At 57.9% G+C, this 19,866-nt stretch carries 16 protein-coding genes; 2 read left to right on the top strand and 14 right to left on the bottom strand.

The features are described 5' to 3' along the window. Positions 1 to 13: 13 nt before the first annotated feature. Positions 14 to 1,372, bottom strand: a complete 1,359-nt coding sequence (locus ACQCLF_RS08785; RefSeq protein ID WP_426986337.1) for a sodium-dependent transporter — start codon at positions 1,370 to 1,372, stop codon at positions 14 to 16. A gap of 215 nt (positions 1,373 to 1,587) precedes the next feature. Here ACQCLF_RS08785 and smpB point away from each other — a divergent pair, with 215 nt between their 5' ends. Further along, entirely contained in the window at positions 1,588 to 2,070 is a 483-nt protein-coding gene (gene smpB, locus ACQCLF_RS08780) for an SsrA-binding protein SmpB (protein WP_426986335.1), read from the top strand. Positions 2,071 to 2,124: 54 nt separating this feature from the next. Here smpB and ACQCLF_RS08775 read toward each other — a convergent pair whose 3' ends face one another. From ACQCLF_RS08775 to ACQCLF_RS08765, 3 genes are read right to left on the bottom strand one after another with little or no spacing between them, the layout of a single operon-like run. After that, on the bottom strand, positions 2,125 to 5,649 hold the full coding sequence (locus ACQCLF_RS08775; RefSeq protein ID WP_426986333.1) for a PVC-type heme-binding CxxCH protein: 3,525 nt from the start codon (positions 5,647 to 5,649) through the stop codon (positions 2,125 to 2,127). A 4-nt stretch (positions 5,650 to 5,653) separates the two neighbouring features. Then, entirely contained in the window at positions 5,654 to 6,784 is a 1,131-nt protein-coding gene (locus ACQCLF_RS08770; protein ID WP_426986330.1) for a Gfo/Idh/MocA family protein, read from the bottom strand. Between the two features lie 30 nt (positions 6,785 to 6,814). Next, positions 6,815 to 7,672: a sugar phosphate isomerase/epimerase family protein gene (locus ACQCLF_RS08765; protein WP_426986328.1), complete on the bottom strand. Its 858-nt coding sequence runs from the start codon at positions 7,670 to 7,672 to the stop codon at positions 6,815 to 6,817. A gap of 105 nt (positions 7,673 to 7,777) precedes the next feature. Between ACQCLF_RS08765 and ACQCLF_RS08760 the strand changes: the two genes are divergently transcribed. Continuing rightward, entirely contained in the window at positions 7,778 to 8,521 is a 744-nt protein-coding gene (locus ACQCLF_RS08760) for a helix-turn-helix domain-containing protein (protein WP_426986326.1), read from the top strand. Between the two features lie 62 nt (positions 8,522 to 8,583). On the opposite strand, the gene ACQCLF_RS08755 is transcribed toward ACQCLF_RS08760, so the two are convergent. The 10 genes from ACQCLF_RS08755 to mutL form a co-directional block, all read right to left on the bottom strand. Continuing rightward, on the bottom strand, positions 8,584 to 9,672 hold the full coding sequence (locus ACQCLF_RS08755; protein WP_426986324.1) for an MBL fold metallo-hydrolase: 1,089 nt from the start codon (positions 9,670 to 9,672) through the stop codon (positions 8,584 to 8,586). Between the two features lie 101 nt (positions 9,673 to 9,773). Further along, on the bottom strand, positions 9,774 to 11,069 hold the full coding sequence (locus ACQCLF_RS08750; protein WP_426986322.1) for an adenylosuccinate synthase: 1,296 nt from the start codon (positions 11,067 to 11,069) through the stop codon (positions 9,774 to 9,776). Between the two features lie 79 nt (positions 11,070 to 11,148). Further along, positions 11,149 to 12,327, bottom strand: coding sequence for an ATP phosphoribosyltransferase regulatory subunit (locus ACQCLF_RS08745; RefSeq protein ID WP_426986320.1), 1,179 nt, complete (start codon positions 12,325 to 12,327; stop codon positions 11,149 to 11,151). 43 nt (positions 12,328 to 12,370) lie between these two features. Next, on the bottom strand, positions 12,371 to 12,556 hold the full coding sequence (locus ACQCLF_RS08740) for a DUF2065 domain-containing protein (RefSeq protein WP_426986318.1): 186 nt from the start codon (positions 12,554 to 12,556) through the stop codon (positions 12,371 to 12,373). A gap of 117 nt (positions 12,557 to 12,673) precedes the next feature. Then, positions 12,674 to 13,549 (bottom strand): protease modulator HflC, encoded by an 876-nt coding sequence (hflC, locus tag ACQCLF_RS08735; RefSeq protein WP_426986316.1) that lies wholly within the window; start codon positions 13,547 to 13,549, stop codon positions 12,674 to 12,676. Then, positions 13,549 to 14,742: an FtsH protease activity modulator HflK gene (hflK, locus tag ACQCLF_RS08730; RefSeq protein WP_426986314.1), complete on the bottom strand. Its 1,194-nt coding sequence runs from the start codon at positions 14,740 to 14,742 to the stop codon at positions 13,549 to 13,551. The genes hflC and hflK overlap by 1 nt, the downstream gene beginning before the upstream one ends. 137 nt (positions 14,743 to 14,879) lie before the next feature. Beyond that, positions 14,880 to 16,196, bottom strand: coding sequence for a ribosome rescue GTPase HflX (gene hflX, locus ACQCLF_RS08725; RefSeq protein ID WP_426986312.1), 1,317 nt, complete (start codon positions 16,194 to 16,196; stop codon positions 14,880 to 14,882). Positions 16,197 to 16,216: 20 nt separating this feature from the next. Continuing rightward, positions 16,217 to 16,477: an RNA chaperone Hfq gene (hfq, locus tag ACQCLF_RS08720; RefSeq protein WP_426986310.1), complete on the bottom strand. Its 261-nt coding sequence runs from the start codon at positions 16,475 to 16,477 to the stop codon at positions 16,217 to 16,219. 123 nt (positions 16,478 to 16,600) lie between these two features. After that, the gene (gene miaA, locus ACQCLF_RS08715; protein WP_426986308.1) at positions 16,601 to 17,593 is read right to left on the bottom strand and encodes a tRNA (adenosine(37)-N6)-dimethylallyltransferase MiaA; all 993 of its coding nucleotides are present in this window, start codon (positions 17,591 to 17,593) and stop codon (positions 16,601 to 16,603) included. A 371-nt stretch (positions 17,594 to 17,964) separates the two neighbouring features. After that, positions 17,965 to 19,830 carry a DNA mismatch repair endonuclease MutL gene (mutL, locus tag ACQCLF_RS08710; RefSeq protein WP_426986306.1) on the bottom strand — a complete coding sequence of 622 codons (1,866 nt, stop codon included), beginning with the start codon at positions 19,828 to 19,830 and terminating at the stop codon, positions 17,965 to 17,967. Positions 19,831 to 19,866: the final 36 nt, after the last annotated feature.

The raw sequence follows: 19,866 nt of genomic DNA, 5'->3' as shown, positions 1-19,866 counted from the left end.
CTTCAACGTCGGTTCAGGCCCAGAAACTGCCTGCCAGAATCAATAACAATGCTGGCGGGCACACATATTTCAACAGCAGTAACCACAGCGCGAACTGCCCGTCGCTCTCCTGCCGAAGCTCACGACGAAGCACTTCACGCTTCGCAATCCACCCCACAAATACCGCCATGGCTAAGCCGCCCAATGGCAGCATCACCTGCTGAGTCGCGCTGTCCAGCAGGCCAAACACCGTTAAGCCTAACAGCGGTTTGACCTCTTTCCATAAATTAAACGACAGTACCGATCCGATACCCAGTAACCAGGCACTGCCAGCAATAACCACATTGGCGGACAGTCGGCGCCAGCCAAAACGCTCGGTCAGGTAGGCAACGCATGGCTCGAGCAAGGAGATCGTCGAACTCCAGGCCGCCAGCGTCACCAGAATGAAAAAGGCCGCGCCAAAGAGAACGCCTACCGGCATATTGCCAAACGCCACCGGTAGACTCACAAACATCAGCCCCGGCCCTTCACTCGGGGACAGGCCCGGCGTTGCAAATACAATGGGAAACATAGCCAGCCCCGCCACCAGCGCCACCAGCGTATCCAGAAACGCCACGGTCAACACCATCTTGCCAATCGAAGCGCGCCCCGGCATATAAGAACCGTAGGCCATGATCGCCCCCATCGCCAAGCTGAGCGTAAAAAATGCGTGCCCCAGAGCGACTGAGGCCGCCTCCCATGACAGGTCTCCCGGATTAAAACTGAACATGAAGCTCAGCCCCCGGGCAAATTCGCCAGCTACCGCAGCGTACATCAATAACAGGAGCAACAATAAAAACAGCAGTGGCATTAATACCCGTACCGCCGTTTCCAGGCCGCGAATCACGCCAAAGGCCACCACCAACACCGTCATGCCGATAAACAACGTCTGCCAGATCATGAGACGCCAGGGGTCAGCCTGTAATGCTTCAAAGGCCGCACTGGCCTGTTCACCGTCCCACCCTGAGAAACCGCCCTGAATGGCGGTGCTCATGTAATCCAGAGCCCAGCCCGCAATAACGCTGTAATAGGAGAGGATCAGAAACGCGGTGGTAACCCCAAGCCAACCGATCGCCCCCCAGCCCAGCGAGACCCGGCTTTGCTGCGCCATTTTTTGCACGGACGCTACCGGGTTTGCCCGTCCGTGTCGCCCCAATGTCACCTCAGCGATCATCACTGGCACACCGATCAACGCGATAAAAACCAGATACATCAGAACGAAAGCCCCACCGCCGTTCTCGCCGGTAATGTAGGGAAACTTCCAAATGTTACCCAGGCCCACCGCCGATCCGGTGGCGGCCAGAACGAAGGTGCCTTTGTGACCCCAGATCGCGTGTTGTTTTATACGTTCCACGGTGTTGTGACTCCGGGCGCGAGGCAATAAACGTCAGTGTATGGGAAGTGGGGAAGCCCCAAACAGCGGGCATACAATCGGCATTGTACCGGCAAATGCCGGGATTGTGCAGGGTTCGGCGCCGGTTACGCGTAGAGACAAGCAAGACAGAATGGGGGGTGAACCGATATAATGGCAGGTCGATATTCACTTCTCCGGCAAGGTTGACCGCACTCATGAGCAAGAAGAAAGGCAAGAAGCCCGGCAGCAACACCATCGCCCTGAACAAAAAGGCCAAGTTCGACTTTGCCCTTCAGGATCGCTTGGAGGCCGGAGTGTCTTTACAGGGCTGGGAGGTTAAGAGCCTGCGCGAGGGTAAAGTGCAATTGACCGATTCCTACGTGCTTTTCAAAAACGGGGAAGCCTGGTTGCTTGGCTCGCACATCACACCACTGCCCACGGCGTCCACCCATTTTGTGACTGACCCGACGCGCACCCGCAAGCTCTTGCTCAAAAACAAAGAGATCGCGCGGTTGCAACAAGCCACGGAGCAAAAGGGTTATACCGTGGTAGCCACAGCGCTGTATTGGAAGGCACACCTGGTTAAATGTGAGGTAGCACTGGGCAAAGGCAAGCAGCAGCATGATAAACGCGAGACGGAAAAAGAGCGGGACTGGAACCGTCAGCAGCGTGCCATCATGAAGGAGCAGAACCGCTAACACCGGTGAGAGCTCGACACCCCGCTGGTTGCGGGGTGTCGACAACAAGCAGCGTTACTCCGCCACTTCCAGCGTGCGAATATACGCAACCACATCTTTCACAGCCTGCTCATCCGGCAGCGCTCGGGCAAAATTCGCCATTTGCTGACCGTGTGTATCACGCGGGTCTCCACCACGGGCACCGGAGCGATACTTGTCGAGTTGCTTTTTCAAATACCAGTCCGCCTGACCGGCAATGGGTGGTGCTCCCAGAGCTTGATTCCCCTCGCCGCCAGCACCGTGACATGAGGCACAGCTGGCATAGAGTGACTCACCCCGCTGCGCATTGCCTTCCACCGTTTCCGGCTGATCGACCGGCTCCAGTGTTTCGAGGTAGTGGGCCAGGAATGAAATCTGATCGTTCGGATCGTTTTGTATTTTCATGAAATCCAATGCGGCACGCATGGAAATGCCATCGGGATCCTTGAAGTGCGTACCCCGCAAGCCCGCTAGAAATTTTTGCAGTTGCGTTTGCACGTACCAATTATCCATGCCAGCCAGAGATGGTGCGCCTAACGCCTGGTCACCTCCCGCCTGACCACCGTGACAGCTCGCGCAATGCTGAACATACAGAGGTTTGCCTCGCTCCGGCGGCCCCCAGTTCCAAATGTCGGCTTCGAACGCGTGTTCGGCGTGATACTCGGCAAAGGCTTCCGCCGAGACCTTATCAAAGTCCAAAGCCAGCCCCGAGGCTCTCAGTTTAAGCGCCATTTGCGCATTGCTGTCGAGCTTGTCGATCAAAGTCTGGAAGCGCTGTAACTCCGCCTCATTCGGCTGTCGTTGCTGATCCAGCCAGAGGTCAACCACCGCTGTGCTCATCGGTTCAAGCCGCTCTCCCGACAATGACCGCCAATCTGCCATCACATCCGCAAAGTTATCAGCATGCGCCGACAGGTAGCGACGAGTCAGCACGTATTCCGGGGTGTCTTCGGCACGCTCGAAACCCTCCAGAAAACGGTTACCGCGTTGGTAATCACCGCCACTCAATGCGTACCAGTAATCGGCACCGTGACGCAGCGCGGCCTGCACGAACGCCTCGGCCAGCCACTGATCTTCCGTCAACTCAGCGCGATGTTCCAGCAGTTGATGGGCCGCCGCCTCGGACGGCGACTGGAGACTGATCGCCAACAGCGCCCACAAGCGGATACCCGGATCGTCATCGAGCAGATGTTCCGCTGCCCCCGCCAGATTTTCATCGCCGCCACTTTCAATCAACGCCCGCACCGCATTCTTGCGAACCGAAGCGGCCGGGTGTTGCAGTGCTTGTTCAACGGCGCTTACGCTTTCAGCGTCACTCAAATCAAACGCCTTCAACCCTTGCAACGTCCAGATAGCGTGAATGGCCGCCACATCCAGCCCGACAGCATCAATGGTCGGTTCTCCCTCTAAAATGGCGCGCAGGGCGGGAATGGCATCCCGGCGCTGCTCCTGAACCAGTTTGCGTTGCGCCGTTATCCGCCAGAACATGTTGTCGTTCGACAGGGCGTTCACTAGTTTTTCCGTCGACGCCTGATGCAGGTTCAAAGGCTGACTCTTCGGCGCATCTTTAGCCACCACACGGTAGATGCGACCATGAGTATGATCCCGCAACGGGTTCACATGCGCATTGCCTTTTCCGTTTTCGGTGTCAAAGCCGGCCGATTCTTCGGTAGGCGTCGGGTTGTGTTGGATAATAAAGTTATACCAGTCCGCCACCCACAATTGACCGTCGGGGCCGACCCGCGCATCGACGGGAGAAAACCACTCATCGGTGCTCGTCATAAAGGAGCCACCATTCCAGGCATGATAGCTGGAGCCGTCTTTCTCCAAAAAGAACTGGCCGAGCAAATGCGCGGTGGGCTCACCAATAAAAGCGCCCTGATTCCAAAAGCGTTCCGGGAAGGCCCTGGCGGTATAAAGATTGAAACCCGCACCAGCGGTGTATCGGCCGTGCGCATCTACCTGCAAGTAGTTGGGCGTCGCCGGAAATACCTGGGAGAAGCTATCGATTTTGGCAGCCATTTTAGGCGGCACTTCTTCGTGCCTGCCATACACAAAGCTTCGCCACACCGGCACATGCCAGGCGGGAGCATTATTCGCGGTAGAGCCAAAAACCTCGAAGTCTTCACTTAAGCCAAGGCCCCAGGTGTTATTGTTGAACTGCCCAATCGGCTCAATGTTTGAACCGTCAACGTTCATACGATACACGCCATTCTGGAACTTGCCTTGATCTTCACTCTCAACCGCCGAATAGCCGACAGCGCCCCAAATATGGTTATCGTGACCGTAGGCAAGGTTGGAGGGGCCTGCGTGTGTATCAAACGTTCCCCAACCATCATTGATCACGCGGCGAACATCCGCCCGATCATCTCCGTTGGTGTCTTTCAGAAACAAAAAGTGCGGCACCTGAGACACTATCCAGCCACCATCAACGGCCACTAACCCGGTGGCCATATTCAAGCCATCGGCAAACACTTTACAGCCATTGGCTCGACCATCGCCATCGGTGTCCTCGCAAATACTAATACGGTCTTTACCTTTGCCATCTTCCTGCAGACCGTGCGGATAATCGACCGCTTCCACGACAAACAGACGTCCGCGGTCATCCCAGGCGAAGGTGATAGGTTTGGCAATATCGGGCTCACCCACAAAGAATTGCAATTCAAACCCTTCGGGCACCATGGTGAGCGCTTCGGAGCCCTCGGGTTCGAGAGGTCGCTGCAGGCGCGGTGCCGGTTCGACTTTCCGGTAGTTCGGAATGGTATCTTTTGCCTCGTAATCCGTGCTCGGCAAAGATGCAACAAGTGCGCGGTTAGCTTCGCGCTTTTCGGAACCCACGCTCCACAGAATGCCGCGAATCAGAAGGTCGTGGAATGCGGTCTGCTCCCAGGTGTTCTCGTCATGACCGTAGGCGGTATAAAATACCCGGCCTTCACCCTGCTCGCGCACCCAGGTCCAGGGTTCATCCTCGCGCAACATCAAAACGGTTCGACCGTCCTCATTATGATCACTGTGTACGTAGGTTTCATCGCGCGTTTCGAAGCCTTCGTACCCGCGCACCACTGGGTGATTTTCCTGGCCCGGTGCAATGCGAGTGGTAAAGGTTTCCATACCGTGGCTATGGAAACGCCCCCCGACCAACGCGACGTACGCGTCGGAGTCACCGAAGCAGGCGCTGGCGCTGTGAATCGGCAGGAACGCACCTCCCTCTTCCACAAACCGCAACAGCGCCGATTCCTGCTCACTGGAAAGGTGCTCGTAGTTGGCATAGAGCATTACCGCATCAACGTTTTCCAAGCCCTCATCCGTCAGCAGGCTCAGATTCTCCCGGTAATCCATACGAATTTTTTCTTTCCCGAGAGATTCGTTGAAGCGCGGCGCGTAAACGTGGGAGAGATGATACCCGCTCCCCTCCCGTTCATCGTGCCCGATAAACAGTAAATCAATAACGCCGTCTTCACTCGCCTTACTGCTCAGAGAAAAGACAACACCCAGCGCCGCCAACAACCCACACGCCAGCCGCACACCACTAATCCGGTCATTATTATCACGTAGTTTCATAGTGTTATTTCTTTGCAAGAGTGAACTCCGGCATGGCTTTCGGCTCACCGCCGGCCATTGCCGATTCGTGAGCCAGAATGCCCACACAACTGATATTGGCCGACTCCACCGCGTTGGGGTACGCATCATGCCCTTCCAACACGGCCTTGACGAACTGATCGACCAGATGCGGATGCGAGCCACCATGGCCGCCGCCCTGCGTAAAGCTCAAGTGCTGATGTTCATCGGCATCATAGACGCCCCGGCCAGTGAAACGACGAATCGGCTCGGGAAGACGTTCGGCGTAGTCCGGCACTTCTACACGCTCGGGAATTTCCGGTTCAGGCTTACCCAGGGTGTGCATCACCGGGTCTTCATCTTCAATCAATGGCCACTCGTAGGACTTCTTGGAACCATACACATTAAAGCTCTCTCGATACTGCCGCGCAGTGTCAAACAGGGAGCGGTGAATTTGTGCAGCGACATCGGAATCTTCCAACTGGATATGACAGGATTCGATCGCAAATGGCGAGCCGTATACCGCAGCCAGTTCTTCACGAATCCGGCCAGACCCTACGCAGGAAACCGACTTGGCCAACTTGCGCTCCAGTCCTAAAACCGGTCCGACACAGTGAGTCGCGTAGTGCATTGGCGGCATACCTTCCCAATAGCTCGGCCAGCCGTCCATGTCCTGTTGGTGGCTGGCCTGCAGAAACTGCACTTTGCCGAGTTCACCTTTCTCATAGAGTTCTTTCACAAATAAAAATTCGCGGCTGTAAACGACGGTTTCCATCATCATATACACCCGCCCGCTCTCGCGAGAAGCCCGCACGATACGTTCGCAATCTTCCACCGAGGTGGCCATGGGCACCGTACAGGCCACATGCTTGCCCGCCTCCAGCGCCATCAGCGAATGACGCGCATGATCCGCAATTGGGGTGTTGATATGCACAGCGTCCACAGAGGGATCGGCCAGCATGTCCTCATAAGAGGTGTACAGTCCGCCTTCGATACCAAACTGCTCGGCGGTTTTCTTCAGCTTGTCTGGATCACGCTGGCAAATTGCTGCCACCTCAGCGTTCGGATGCGCCTGGTAGATAGGAATAAATTCCGCACCAAAGCCCAGCCCTACCAAACCTACTCGCAATTTACTCATAGTGAAAACCCTCTTATCAGGATAATGTCATCAGGGAGACTCGGTGGCCCACCAGCGCTGCAAAAAAGCCAGGCCATCGCGGGCAAAATCGTCTTGTGTTACGGCAAAGCGTTTCCATATACACACGGCAGCCGCCAGACTGGACGCATCTGGAGAAAAACTTTCAATGGCGACTTTTCCATCGTAACCAATGGTTCGCAGCCCGTCGCGCAGGCCGGCCCAATCGCTGTTGCCATCACCGGGCACACCACGGTGGCTGTCGGATACCTGCACATGGAACAGTTTGCGGCCCGCTCGCTTGACCGCGCGACAAAAATTGGTTTCTTCGATATTCATATGAAAGGTATCCAGGGAAATGCCCAGATATTCGCTGCCGACCTCGTCGGCCAGGTGCAGCGCGTCTTCCACGGTGTTCACCATGTCGGTTTCAAAACGATTCAGCGGCTCCAGGCCCAGCTTTACCCCGGTGGCCGCGGCAGTGTCGCACAATTGAGAAAGGCTGGTCGCAGAGCGCTCCCACTCCGCTCGCCGCAGGGCGTCGGTGTCGAGTCTCGCTTTGGCCACCGGGGCGTAAAGCGGCCCTACAACACACTCCGCGCCCAGTCCTTCGGCCATGTGCAGGCAGGCTTCAAAATAGCGTAGCCCGCGCTTACGCGCTTCAGGGTCCACCGCGCTCAAGTCGCGCTCGGCGGTGACGGCGGTACAAATCACAGCCTCCAGGCCAAGATCCTTGAGAACCGGCCCAATATGGGAGGCTTCGATATGATCGGGGTCTTCCACCGGGATCTCGACAAAGTCAAAACCCATGGCGGCGATCTTTTCCAGTAGCGGAATACGCTCATGCGTAAAGGGGGAGGTCCAAAGCCAAGTGCTGGCGCCGAATTTCATATTAGGGAACATCCTGCTTTAAGGTGTTTATGATTTGGTTCCATCCTAGCGCCAGGCACTGAATAACGCTTGTACGTAGTCGTACCATAATTGTATTATTTCGACATGAATTTGCCGGATGAATGGTTTTCACGCCTCGACCCCAAACGATCCCCATCGCGGCTATTCGATTACATGCCCAATGTCATGTACTTCGTAAAAAGCCGGGAAGGGGTCATCATGAATGGCAACCAGGCGTTCGCCGAGCACTGTGGCTGCCGCTCGGCACAAGAGCTGCCGGGGAAAAGTGATCACGCGATTTTTCCGCCCTACATGGCAGAGAAGTTCCGGCGTGACGATGAGACGGTAATGAGCCAGGCCTCGCCTTTACTCAACCTGGTAGAGCTGTTCCCCACCCGCGAGGGCCTGCCGGAGTGGTTTATTACACAGAAGCTGCCGCTGTTCGACCTGGATGGCGAGGTATGCGGGCTCTGCGGTATCGTGCAGAGTTATGAGCGCATGCTGGATCACCCAGAGCAGCCCATTTTTCAGGTAGTGGAATATATCCGCGCCAATTACGCGGAGCCACTGAGCATCCCCGATATCGCCACGCGTTTTGGTTTTTCACAGCGGCAACTGGAGCGTCGGTTTGGGGATACCTTCCGCGCCAGCCCCTCTCAGTATCTGATCCGGCTACGGGTACTGATCGCCAGTGATCGTCTCAAGGAAAGCAACGAACCGATTTCCGATATCGCGCTGGATTGTGGTTTTTATGATCACAGCAGCTTTATTCGCCACTTCAAGCGCATGATGGGCATGACTCCTCTGGCTTACCGCAAGCAACATTATGCGGATACGTACCGCGAATAAAACCGCAAAGAGCACCGGTTCGATGCTTCCGTATGGTTTAAGCCGGGACCTACAATACGGCATCAAAAAGACAGGCTTTGCCCCGCCTCCGGCACAATGACGGTCAGGTTTAGGGAGTTCAATGCCTGAATTTCAGCGCTTACCACTTCTCGGGCCGCGGCATTGCCCACGCGCTGAGGTTTAATATGGGTGACTACGAGCGACAGCCTCGACAATGCCTGCGCCGGTGCCTCGGGGTTTACCCGAAGGGCGAGCGACTGCATCTCCTCCATCAGCCAGCGGGGCGTTAAATGACCGTAGAGATGCTCATCAGGCTGGGCGTTCGGGTAGGACGCTTCGAGAAACACCGCCTTGAGTTGTCCCTGACGAACCAGTGGTGCCACCGCCTCCCATACCGCGCCGATGCGCCCGCCCGTCTCAAGCTCGTCCGGTCCGGTATCACCAAAATACAATAAATAGTTATCCCTATAGTTCAGCAGGAAGGCCGTCGAGGTCATGCCCACACCGTGACTAAGCGGAAACGCGGTCAGGGTCAACCCGGTACCAGGAATGCTTAACGGTGCCCCAGGCTCCACCTCCGTGTATCGGTATTTACCCAGAAGCGGCTTCACGCCCCGATCGGCGAAGTTGGGCCACACCTTCCAATTGAACACATGGTTTACCAGCGTATCAACCGTGGGTGCCAAGGCATAGATTGGCTTTGAGCTGTCGTCGGTGGAATAGGTGACCAGCCCGGCGATGTGGTCGATATGCGCATGGCTGAGCGCGTACCCTTTAATACGCTGCTGAATAAATGCGCCGGTGGTCTCCGGGTCAGCCCTCAACCCTTGCCGTTCCTGCCAGCGCTGTACACCGCTGTACAGAGTACCGGCATCCAGAGCCAGATAGGCCTCTTGGCCAGCGGCAGACACCAAATAGGCGGACAAGCGGGATTCGTCCAAACCTCCGCTGGCTCCCAGCACGACCACATCAAAATGCGGCTCCGGCGCCATACCGGTACCCGCCTGCACGCCGCCAGTCAGAATCAGGTACGCCAGAACCTGGCTCACACCGACGGTTCGAACAGCATGGCATGGGCGAAAAGCCCCCAGCAGGATATGGCAGAGCGCAGCGATGGAACGTCGGCAGGGAGAGGGCGGCAACAGGCTCATACAACACAACCTCACGCGGGCAATCGCGCGATCACCGTCTCAGAGCTTTGCCGGGGCGCAGGGCCAGAGAGAGGGCCCGCCCCCGAACGCTTAACGCTTCATCAGGCTGAGAAAGGATGGCGCAATACAATGGTTTCCACACGGTCCGGCCCGGTGGAAATAATATCAACGGGAGTATCCAACAGCTCTTCCAGGCGGCGAATATAGGCGCGGGCATTTTCCGGCAATTCAGCCAGCGTCTTGGCGCCCACGGTGGACTCCTGCCAACCGGGCAGTTCTTCATAGACCGGATTGATGGCGTCCCAGCCCTCGGCATCAAAGGGGATGCCCACGGAGCGGCCGTTTTCATCCTGATAGTCCACGCAGATGCTGACGGTTTCCAGTCCATCCAGCACGTCCAGCTTGGTCAGACACAGGCCGGTAATACTGTTGATGCGGTTCACATGGCGTAAAGCCACCGCATCGAACCAGCCACAACGGCGCTTGCGCCCGGTGGTCGCGCCGAACTCGTGCCCCTTCTCCCCCAGGCGCTGACCCACTTCGCAGTCCAGTTCCGTCGGGAACGGCCCGGAGCCAACACGCGTGGTGTAGGCCTTGGTAATCCCCAGAACATAGTCCAGATACATAGGTCCGAAACCGGAGCCCGTAGCGGTACCACCAGCGGTGGTATTGGAAGAGGTCACAAAGGGATAGGTGCCATGGTCGATATCCAGCAGGGACCCCTGAGCGCCTTCGAACAAAATGCTATCACCCTGTTCTCGGGCCGTGTGCAACAGTTCGGTCACATCGGCAATCATCGGCCGTAGCTCTTCCGCCCAGTTCCGACAGGTCTCCAACACGCTCTGGTAATCCACGGCGTCCACACCGTAATACTTCTCCAGCATGAAGTTGTGGTAATCCATCACTTCACGCAGTTTGGCTTCAAAGCGTTCCATATACAGCAAATCGCCGAGGCGCAGCCCTCGCCGGGCTACCTTGTCTTCATAGGCCGGGCCGATACCGCGACCGGTGGTACCGATCTTGGCATTGCCCCGGGCCACTTCCCGGGCCTGATCCAACGCAATGTGATAGGGCAAAATCAGCGGGCAGGCTGGCGAGAGGCGCAGGCGCTTGCGAACGGGCACATCCTTGGCTTCAAGTTCGGCGATTTCCTTGAACAACGCCTCCGGAGAGAGCACCACCCCGTTGCCGATCAAGCAGGTGACATCAGAGCGCAAAATGCCAGACGGAATCAGATGCAGTACGGTTTTTTTGCCGTCGATGACCAGCGTGTGGCCAGCGTTGTGACCACCCTGAAAGCGGGCCACCAGAGAGACCTGATCGGTCAGCAGGTCGACGATCTTGCCTTTGCCCTCGTCACCCCACTGGGTGCCCAAAATCACGACGTTCTTACCCATGTTTGTGCAACTCACTTTGATACATTGAATGTTAATCGGCGAATAGTGGCGGGCAGAAGCCCGCCGGTAGCGCTGTCGATCACGCCAGCGGCACCGTCTGGTAACGACCATCCCGCTCGATAAGACGGCAATCACAACCGGAATCCGCCGGTGGGTCTGTTTCCACACCACACACCACACGGTACCCCTCGGCACGTAACGCCTGGACCGCCTGCCACTGCGCGGGATCATCGCACTCTGCCGCCCATATTCCCGAGGCGGGAGGGGCCTGAATCAGCCCCAACTTATTGATGGCGGTGATATCCACGGCAAAACCCGTGGCGGGCCGGGAACGGCCGAACACCTCACCAATGTGATCGTAACGCCCACCACTGGCAATCGGATTGCCATAACCGGGGGCGAATGCCGCGAACACCAAACCGGTCAGGTAGTGATAACCGCGCAGCTCTCCCAAATCGAAATACAATTCCGCGTCCGGGTAGCGCGCGGCAACCACCGCCGCCACCTGTTCCAGCTGATCGACCGCCTGCAACACTTCAGAGGGGCAGTCGGCAAAGAGACGTCTCGCCCGCTCCAGGACCGAACGGTCTCCGGCCAGTCCGGACAATGACAGGAATACTGGCGCGAGCGCAGAGCCACCCAGGTGCTCTTCCACCCAGGCCTGAATCTCGGTCACTGCCTTGCGTTGCAACAGTCCGAAAAAGGCGTCTTCCTGCTCCTGGCTCAGCTCCGCGGCCGCCGCGAGGGCGCGGTAAATACCCACGTGGCCGAGATCAATATGTAAAGACGGTAAACCGGCCAGCTTCAATGATTCGAGCAGCAAAGAAATCACTTCAATATCGGCCCGGGCACCGGGCTCCCCGAAGAATTCCACACCGGCCTGAATCGGCGTGCGGGTGGCAAGCGGGTTTTTGGGGCGGGTGTGGACCACGTGTCCAGCGTAACACAGCCGGTTCGCCCCCTGACGGGTAAAGCTGTGGGCATCCATCCGTGCCGTTTGCGGAGTAATGTCTGCGCGGATACCCAGCGTGCGGCCAGAGAGCTGATCGGTCACCTTGAAGGTCAGCAAATCGACATCGCTTCCCAGGCCGATCAACAGAGAATCGGTGTATTCCAGCAAGGGCGGGATCACCAGGTCGTAGCCCCAGGTACGGTACAGATCTACCAACCGTCGACGCAGGCCTTCAACAGCTTCGGCCTCGGCGGGCAGCATTTCCTCGATACCGTCGGGCAGGAGCCAGCGGTCAGCATAGGTCATAACAGACTCGAACAGTTGTTGGGTTTAGGGTGTCGGTGTCCAGTTAACGCAACAGCCAGAGCACACCGGCACCCACGAGCATGCTCCCCAGCCCGATGAAGCGCAGCCGGCGGTCATCTATCAACGCCAAAGTGGCCACGGCACGGCGCCAACGCTGGGGGTATAAAAACGGGATAATGCCTTCGATCACCAGCATCAGGCAGAAGGCGCGCAACACATCGTCCCACATGGCGGCCTCTCAACTATTACCTAACCGGACCAAACCGGGCACAAAAAACCGGGCGCTTAACGCGCCCGGCGGCGGGATTTTAGCACTTTTTGCGACCAAATGGTGCCCGCAAAGTCGCTAATTTTGCCCTTCAGCGTTTTTCAGGTACTGGAAGAACTCGCTGCTGGGGTCAACCACCATGAGGTCATTTCCTGCACTAAACGACTTTTTGTAAGCCTCAAGGCTGCGTACAAAGGCGAAGAACTCGGGGTTCTTGTTGAAAGCGTCGGCAAACACCGCCGCCGCCCGGGCATCACCATCACCGCGCAGCAACTCCGCATCCCGGTACGAATTCGCCAGCAGTACGGTTTTCTGACGATCCGCATCAGCACGAATCACTTCCGCCTGCTCTCGACCCGTCGCCCGATACTCCCGGGCTTCCTTTTCACGATCGGCGGCCATGCGATCAAACACCGAATCGCTCACGTCATCGGGCAAATCAATGCGTTTGACCCGAATATCGATCACCTCGACACCGAGCAACTCCCGGGCACTGATATTCAGCTCTTCGGTAAGGTCCGTCATCAACTTGTCGCGCTCCCCTGAAACCACCTCGTGCAGGGTGCGACGTCCTACCTGGTTGCGCAAGCCGTCCGCTACACGAGAGGCCAAACGGGCGTCCGCCACGTCTTCCTGGCCGCCGGTGGCCTTGTAATAAGCCGCCACGTCGACAATACGCCATTTGGCGTAGGAATCCACTATCAAGCGTTTGTTTTCTACGGTGTAGAAACTTTCGGGCCGCGCATCAGCCGTCAGGATACGACCATCAAACTTCCGCACACGGTCGGCAAACGGGGCTTTGAAATGCACACCCGGCTGCACGTCCGAGTTGACCAGCGCACCGAAACGCAGCACTACCGCACGCTCGTACTCGTTGACGATGTAGACAGTGTTCGCTCCCAGCAACACCAGGACGCCCACCAGGATGAGGGCAAATAGACTTTTATTGGTCATCAGCGCAAATCCCCCCGGACGTCACTTCGCACCGTGCGAGTCGGTGCACGATTCAGTTCACGACTCACTCGCTCGGTCACTTCCCGCAGGCGCTCTGCCGACTTGGTCGCGGAAGCACCACTGTTGCCACTACCACTGGAAGCGTCGTTATTACTGCCCGAACGCTGCAGGCGATCCAGTGGCAAATAAATCATGTTGTTACCACCTTCAACGTCCACCATAACCTTACTGGCCTTGGTCAGCACCTGCTCCACGGCATCGATATAGAGGCGGCGGCGAGTCACTTCTGGCGATTTCTCGAATTCGGTCATAAGCAACTCAAAGCGACGGGACTCACCCTCAGCTTCGGCTACTACCCGGGCGCGATAAGCCTCGGCCTCCTCAATCATTCGCTGTGCCTGACCGCGCGCTTCCGGAATGATCGAATTGGCGTAAGCCTGGGCTTCGTTCTTAAGACGTTCCTCGTCTTCCTTCGCCTTAATCACATCATCAAAGGCGTCACGAACCTCTTCCGGGGGCCGCGCCTCCTGAATATTCACTTCCCGCACCGCGATGCCGGTACCGTAGCTGTCCAGGTAGTCCTGCAGCCGCTCCTGCACCGAATCCGCAATTTGCTGGCGCCCGCCGGAGAGCACCTGGTTGATTTCGCTGGAGCCGACCACATGGCGCAGAGCGCTATCGGCCGCCTGACGCAAGCTGTTTTCGGGATCCCGCACATTCAACACATAATCCCTGACATTGTGCACGTTGTACTGCACCGTAATCGGCAACTCCACAATGCTTTCATCCTCGGTCAGCATCAGACCACGGGAAGGATATTGACGCTCTTCCGTCACGTTTTCCACAAACACCGTGGTAATCAACGGCGCGTTCCAGCGCAGCCCGGCGTCCTTGATTTCCTGAAAAGCACCGAACTGCAACACCACCGCCCGCTCTTTGGCATCGACCACGTAAAAACCCATGACCGCATAGATCGCTGCCGCCACCACGAGTACTACGCCGATGATCGGCAACACACTACCGCCACTGCCACCACTTGGGGCATCGCCACCATTATTGCCGCCAGAGCCGCCAAACAGGCCGCCCAGGCGACCGCGAAACTTCTTCCAGGCTTCATCCAGATCCGGCGGGCCGCCGTTATTGCCGCCCCCCCAGGGGTCTTTACCCCCACCTCCCGGTTCATTCCAGGCCATACACTCTCTCCACTGAAGGTCAAATTTGAAACCCGGGAGGCCCATCGGCACCTCCCCGGTCGGTATTCTTTGCACGCAGCACTATCCGGCGCCCGCGCGTTAGCAGACGCTGGATTCTATCAAATGCAGTGGTGCCTCTAACAGGCGATTCGGCCAGAACCGTCGCGCCGGGACCATTGCAACTGCTCAAACCGCAGTTGCTCGGCGCTTAGCAGCCGCATCAGATCACTTTTGGGCAACCGGATATCCAGAGCAACACTACCATCTTCGCGATGCTCTTCATACGCTACAGCCTGCTGCTGGTAAAGCTTGGCCCGCAGGCGCCCCTGGTGCGGTGGTAACACCACCTGGCCCGCGATCATTTCGCGTCCGAGCGCATCTGAGATCGCCTCAATCAACAGATCTACCCCCTCCCCCGTCTGAGCCGACAACCAAACCGCCACAGGTTTGCCGTTATCATCCCGGTCAATGCGAGGGGCCATTCCCATCAGGTCAATTTTGTTGAACACCCGCAACTGGGGCAACTCGGCGGCCTGAATTTCCGCCAACACCTCTTCGACTTGCTCGATGTTATGCATCCGCTCATCGGCGGCCGCGTCAATCACGTGCAACAGCAGGCTGGAGTTACTGGCTTCTTCCAGCGTCGCGCGAAAGGCCTGTACCAGCTTGTGCGGCAAATGACTGATAAAACCCACCGTATCCGCCAGGATCAGGGCGCCCACATCGGGCACTTCAAGGCGGCGCATGGTCGGGTCAAGGGTCGCGAAGAGTTGATCTTCGGCGTAGACATTGGCGTCGGTAATACGGTTGAACAGCGTCGACTTCCCGGCGTTGGTATAGCCCACCAGCGACACGGTAGGAATATCCGCTCGCTGGCGAGAGCGCCGCCCCTGGTCCCGTTGGGTGCGCACTTTGGCCAGCCGCTTTTCAATGGCCGTAATCCGGCCTCGCAGTAAACGGCGATCCGTCTCGAGCTGGGTTTCCCCCGGCCCGCGCAACCCGATGCCACCTTTCTGGCGCTCAAGGTGAGTCCAGCCACGTACCAGCCGGGTGGACATATGCCGCAATTGTGCCAGCTCTACCTGCAACTTACCTTCAAACGTGCGAGCCCGCTGGGCGAAAATATCCAGAATCAGCCCGGTGCGGTCCAGTACCCGGCATTCAAGGGTATGCTCCAGGTTACGCTCCTGGCTGGGAGAAAGGGTATGATTAAAAATCACCAGTTCGGCGCGGTGCTCTTTAACCAGCGCCCGCAGCTCTTCAAGCTTGCCGGTACCAACAAAGTATTTGGCGTGGGGAGCTGCGCGCTGGCCACCGACCAGAGCCACCGGGTCACCACCGGCCGATAGCACCAGCTCTTCGAATTCTCGGGGGTCTTCCGGCGCCTGGCCGTGGGAAAGTTCCAGGTGAACCAGCACCGCCAGTTCACCGGAATCGGGACGATCAAAAAACAAGCAGTTACCTCAGAGGCAGTTTACTCGGCTGACGCATCCTCGCCTTCACCTTCTGCCGGATTCAGCAGGGGCACACGCACAGCGCGAGACGGTACAACCGTGGAAATGGCATGCTTGTACACCATCTGGCTGACGGTGTTTTTCAGCAAGACCACGAATTGGTCGAACGATTCAACCTGACCCTGCAATTTGATGCCGTTTACCAGGTAAATGGATACCGGTACACGTTCTTTACGCAGGACGTTCAGGTAAGGGTCTTGTAAACTATGCCCTTTTGACATGGTTATTCTCCTTATCGAGATAGAAGTTTATCCGCCTAAGTCTTCTCTGAACCTCTCGGAGTGTTCGAAGTAAGGGGGCGGCCATAAAAGCATGAAAAACTGACTAGGATTCTCACACCGCTATTATATGGTCTTAATACCCATATAATTCAAGGTACTCTTTACAATTTCTTGCAACTCCAGAGCCTGCCCTGATTCGCGTTGCGTATAAATCCACTTGAGCCCCGGCCAGCCGCGCAACCAGGTAACCTGGCGTTTGGCCAATTGCCGGGTAGCGATAATACCGCGCTCCCGCATTCGATCCGGGGAGACCGCCTCGCCTACTCCGTCAAGTCCATCGAAATACTCCCAGACTTGTCGGTAGCCCACGGCCCGAATCGCCGGTAAAGCAGGATGCAGATCACTGCGTGCTCGGAGCGCTTGGACCTCATCGAGCAGCCCTCGTTCCAGCATGATGTCAAAACGTTGCGCAATGCGTTGATGCAGAACGCTCCGATCCCTGGGAGCGATAGCTATTTGCGTCACGGAAAAGCGTTCCTGAAAATCGGGCGCTGCGCTATCCCGCTGCTCTCGACGCAGCTCGCTCATGGTTTTACCGCTCGCCCGGTAGACCTCCAAGGCCCGGGACAATCGCTGGGAGTGATTGGGGTGAATCTCGGCGGCGGTGTCGGGGTCGACGGCTTCCAGCTGACGGTGAATATACGGCCACCCATGTTCGGCGGCCTGGCGCTCAATGTCGGCCCGAATGGCCGGATCGGCTTCGGGCATAGCGGCCAGCCCCTCCAGCAACGCCTTGAAGTAGAGCATGGTGCCGCCGACCAGCAGGGGGATGCGCCCGGTGCGTTGAATATCGGCAATCTCGCGCTCAGCGTCGGCCACGAAGTCGGCGGCGGAGTATGGTTGGGCCGGATCGCGGATGTCGATAAGCCGATGCGGAGCGCGCTCCAGTTCGGCGGGGCTGGGCTTGGCGGTGCCGATGTCCATGCCTCGATAGACGAGCGTGGAGTCGACGCTGATCAGTTCGACGGGGAGGTGGTCGCGCAGCGCTACGGCAAGATCGGTTTTGCCGGAGGCGGTGGGCCCCATGAGAAAGAGAACGGGCGGTTTATTGGTCATGGATGTCTTATATTCAAGGTCATACTGGTCAGATCAATGCTCGCTGTAGTTAACCCGGTGTGCCGGGCTGCTCCCTCCGGAGACCCGCCGTGAATACTTCCCTGTAGGCTTCATGTCGGCATCCATGCCTCCAAGAGTCTCCGGAGGGAGCAGCCCGGCACACCTACGAGCAAACTGATCGCTCATGTCGGGTATCGGTGTGGCACTATCGGGGGATTATGGCACTGAGGCCAGAAGAGCGGGTTTACCTTGGGTAGACTCTTGGAGGCATGGATGCCGACATGAAGCCCCCAGGGATGGGTTTACGGCGGGTCTACCCAAGGTAAACCCGCTCTTCTGGCCGGACGTCCACACCCGTTCACCGACCCACCCTACTGCCCCCGCATAAACAACTTATCCAGCTCATCCAGTGACTGCAGCGCCCAGGTCGGGCGGCCGTGATTGCACTGCCCGCTGCGCTCGGTCGCCTCCATATCCCTCAACAATGCGTTCATTTCCGGAATCGTCAGACGGCGATTGGCACGCACAGAGCCATGACACGCCATCGTAGAAAGCAACTCATTCATACGGTTCTGAATGCGCTCGCTGCTGCCGTACTCAATCAGATCCGACAACACATCACGCACCAGTTGCGCCACCGGCGCGCGGTTGAGCAACGCGGGCACTTGCCGTACCAGCAGGCTTTCGGGCCCGGCTCGCTGAACGTCAAAACCCAGGCGCGTAAACATCTCGACGCTGTGCTCGGCGCAATCGGCTTCTTTTTGGCTCACGGCAATACTTTCCGGCACCAGCAGTGGCTGGGTTTGCAGAGCACCCTCGGCAAAGGCGGTTTTCATCCGCTCGTAAGTGATTCGCTCATGCGCCGCATGCATGTCCACGATAATCAACCCCTGGGCATTTTCGGCCAGGATATAGATCCCTTTGAGTTGGGCGATCGCATACCCCAGGGGAGGAATGTCTTCCGCTTCGGCCTCGGGCATTGGAGGGGCGGACACCGATGGAGATGGGGCCGATCCGGGGTACGGGCGGTGCAGCTCACCGTAATGACGCATTTGCTCTGTCACCCGCTCCGGACCCGGGCTGCCGGAGGACGGGTAATAACCCCCACCGCCGTTGCCCGCAGGCGACGCACCACCCCCTGTCGACAGCCCCATCGGTGCCTGCTGAAACTCGCCCGCCGCAGCGCCACTCAATGCGGTGCCGGAATCGGGCCGCTCTGCCAGCCGGTCGCCTGGTCGCACCTGGGCCAGCGCGTGGTGCAGACTGCTGAAGATAAAGTCATGCACCCGGCGGTTATCCCGAAAACGGACTTCGTGCTTGGTCGGGTGCACATTCACATCCACCGTGGACGGATCCACCTCCAGGTACAACACGAACGCCGGGTGGCGACCGTGGTACAAAACGTCCTGATAGGCTTGCCGAACGGCGTGACCGACCAGCTTGTCGCGAATAGCCCGTCCATTCACGTAAAAGTGTTGCAGGTCAGCCTGGCTTCGGTTGAAGCTCGGTTGCGCCACCCACCCCCAAAGCCGCAGCCCAGAGCGTTCAATATCAATATGCAGCGCCTGCTCCATAAACGCCGGACCACAAACCTGGGCCACACGCCGCTCACGCTCCAGCTGGCCATCGGCGGAACGCCAACTGTAGACGGCCCGACTGTTATTTCTCAGCGTAAAACCCACATCAAAACGAGACAGCGCCAGGCGCTTGATCACATCGTCCAGATGGTTGTACTCGGTTTTCTCAGTGCGCAGAAATTTGCGCCGGGCGGGTGTATTGAAAAACAAGTCCCGCACTTCCACAGTGGTGCCTCTCGGATGCGCCGCCGGCGCGAGTTCGGCACGCATGTCCCGTCCTTCAGCGCTCACCTGCCAGGCCGCGCCCTCATCCCGGGTGTTGCTGGTCAGTGTCAAACGCGCCACAGAGCTGATACTGGCCAGCGCCTCGCCGCGAAAGCCGAGGGTGGCTACGGCTTCCAGATCGTCCAGCTCCTGAATTTTGCTGGTGGCGTGACGGCTTAAGGCCAGAGGCAGGTCGTCCCGGTCAATGCCACCGCCGTTGTCCCGCACGCGCATCAACTTGATACCGCCATCCTCCACATCGACTTCCACCCGAGTGGCGCCCGCATCCAGGCTGTTTTCCAGCAGCTCCTTGATCACGGAAGACGGTCGCTCAACCACCTCACCGGCGGCGATCTGGTTGGCGAGACGGGGGTTGAGTAGCTGAATTCTGGTCATGGACTCTCTAAAGCGATGGGACCACGCCGACGGCAT

Origin of the sequence: Marinimicrobium sp. ARAG 43.8, assembly GCF_050113635.1 — a bacterium.
Taxonomy (GTDB): Bacteria; Pseudomonadota; Gammaproteobacteria; order Pseudomonadales; family Cellvibrionaceae; genus Marinimicrobium.
Note: the sequence above shows the minus strand (reverse complement) of the source record. Positions and strands in the feature narration are given on the sequence as shown.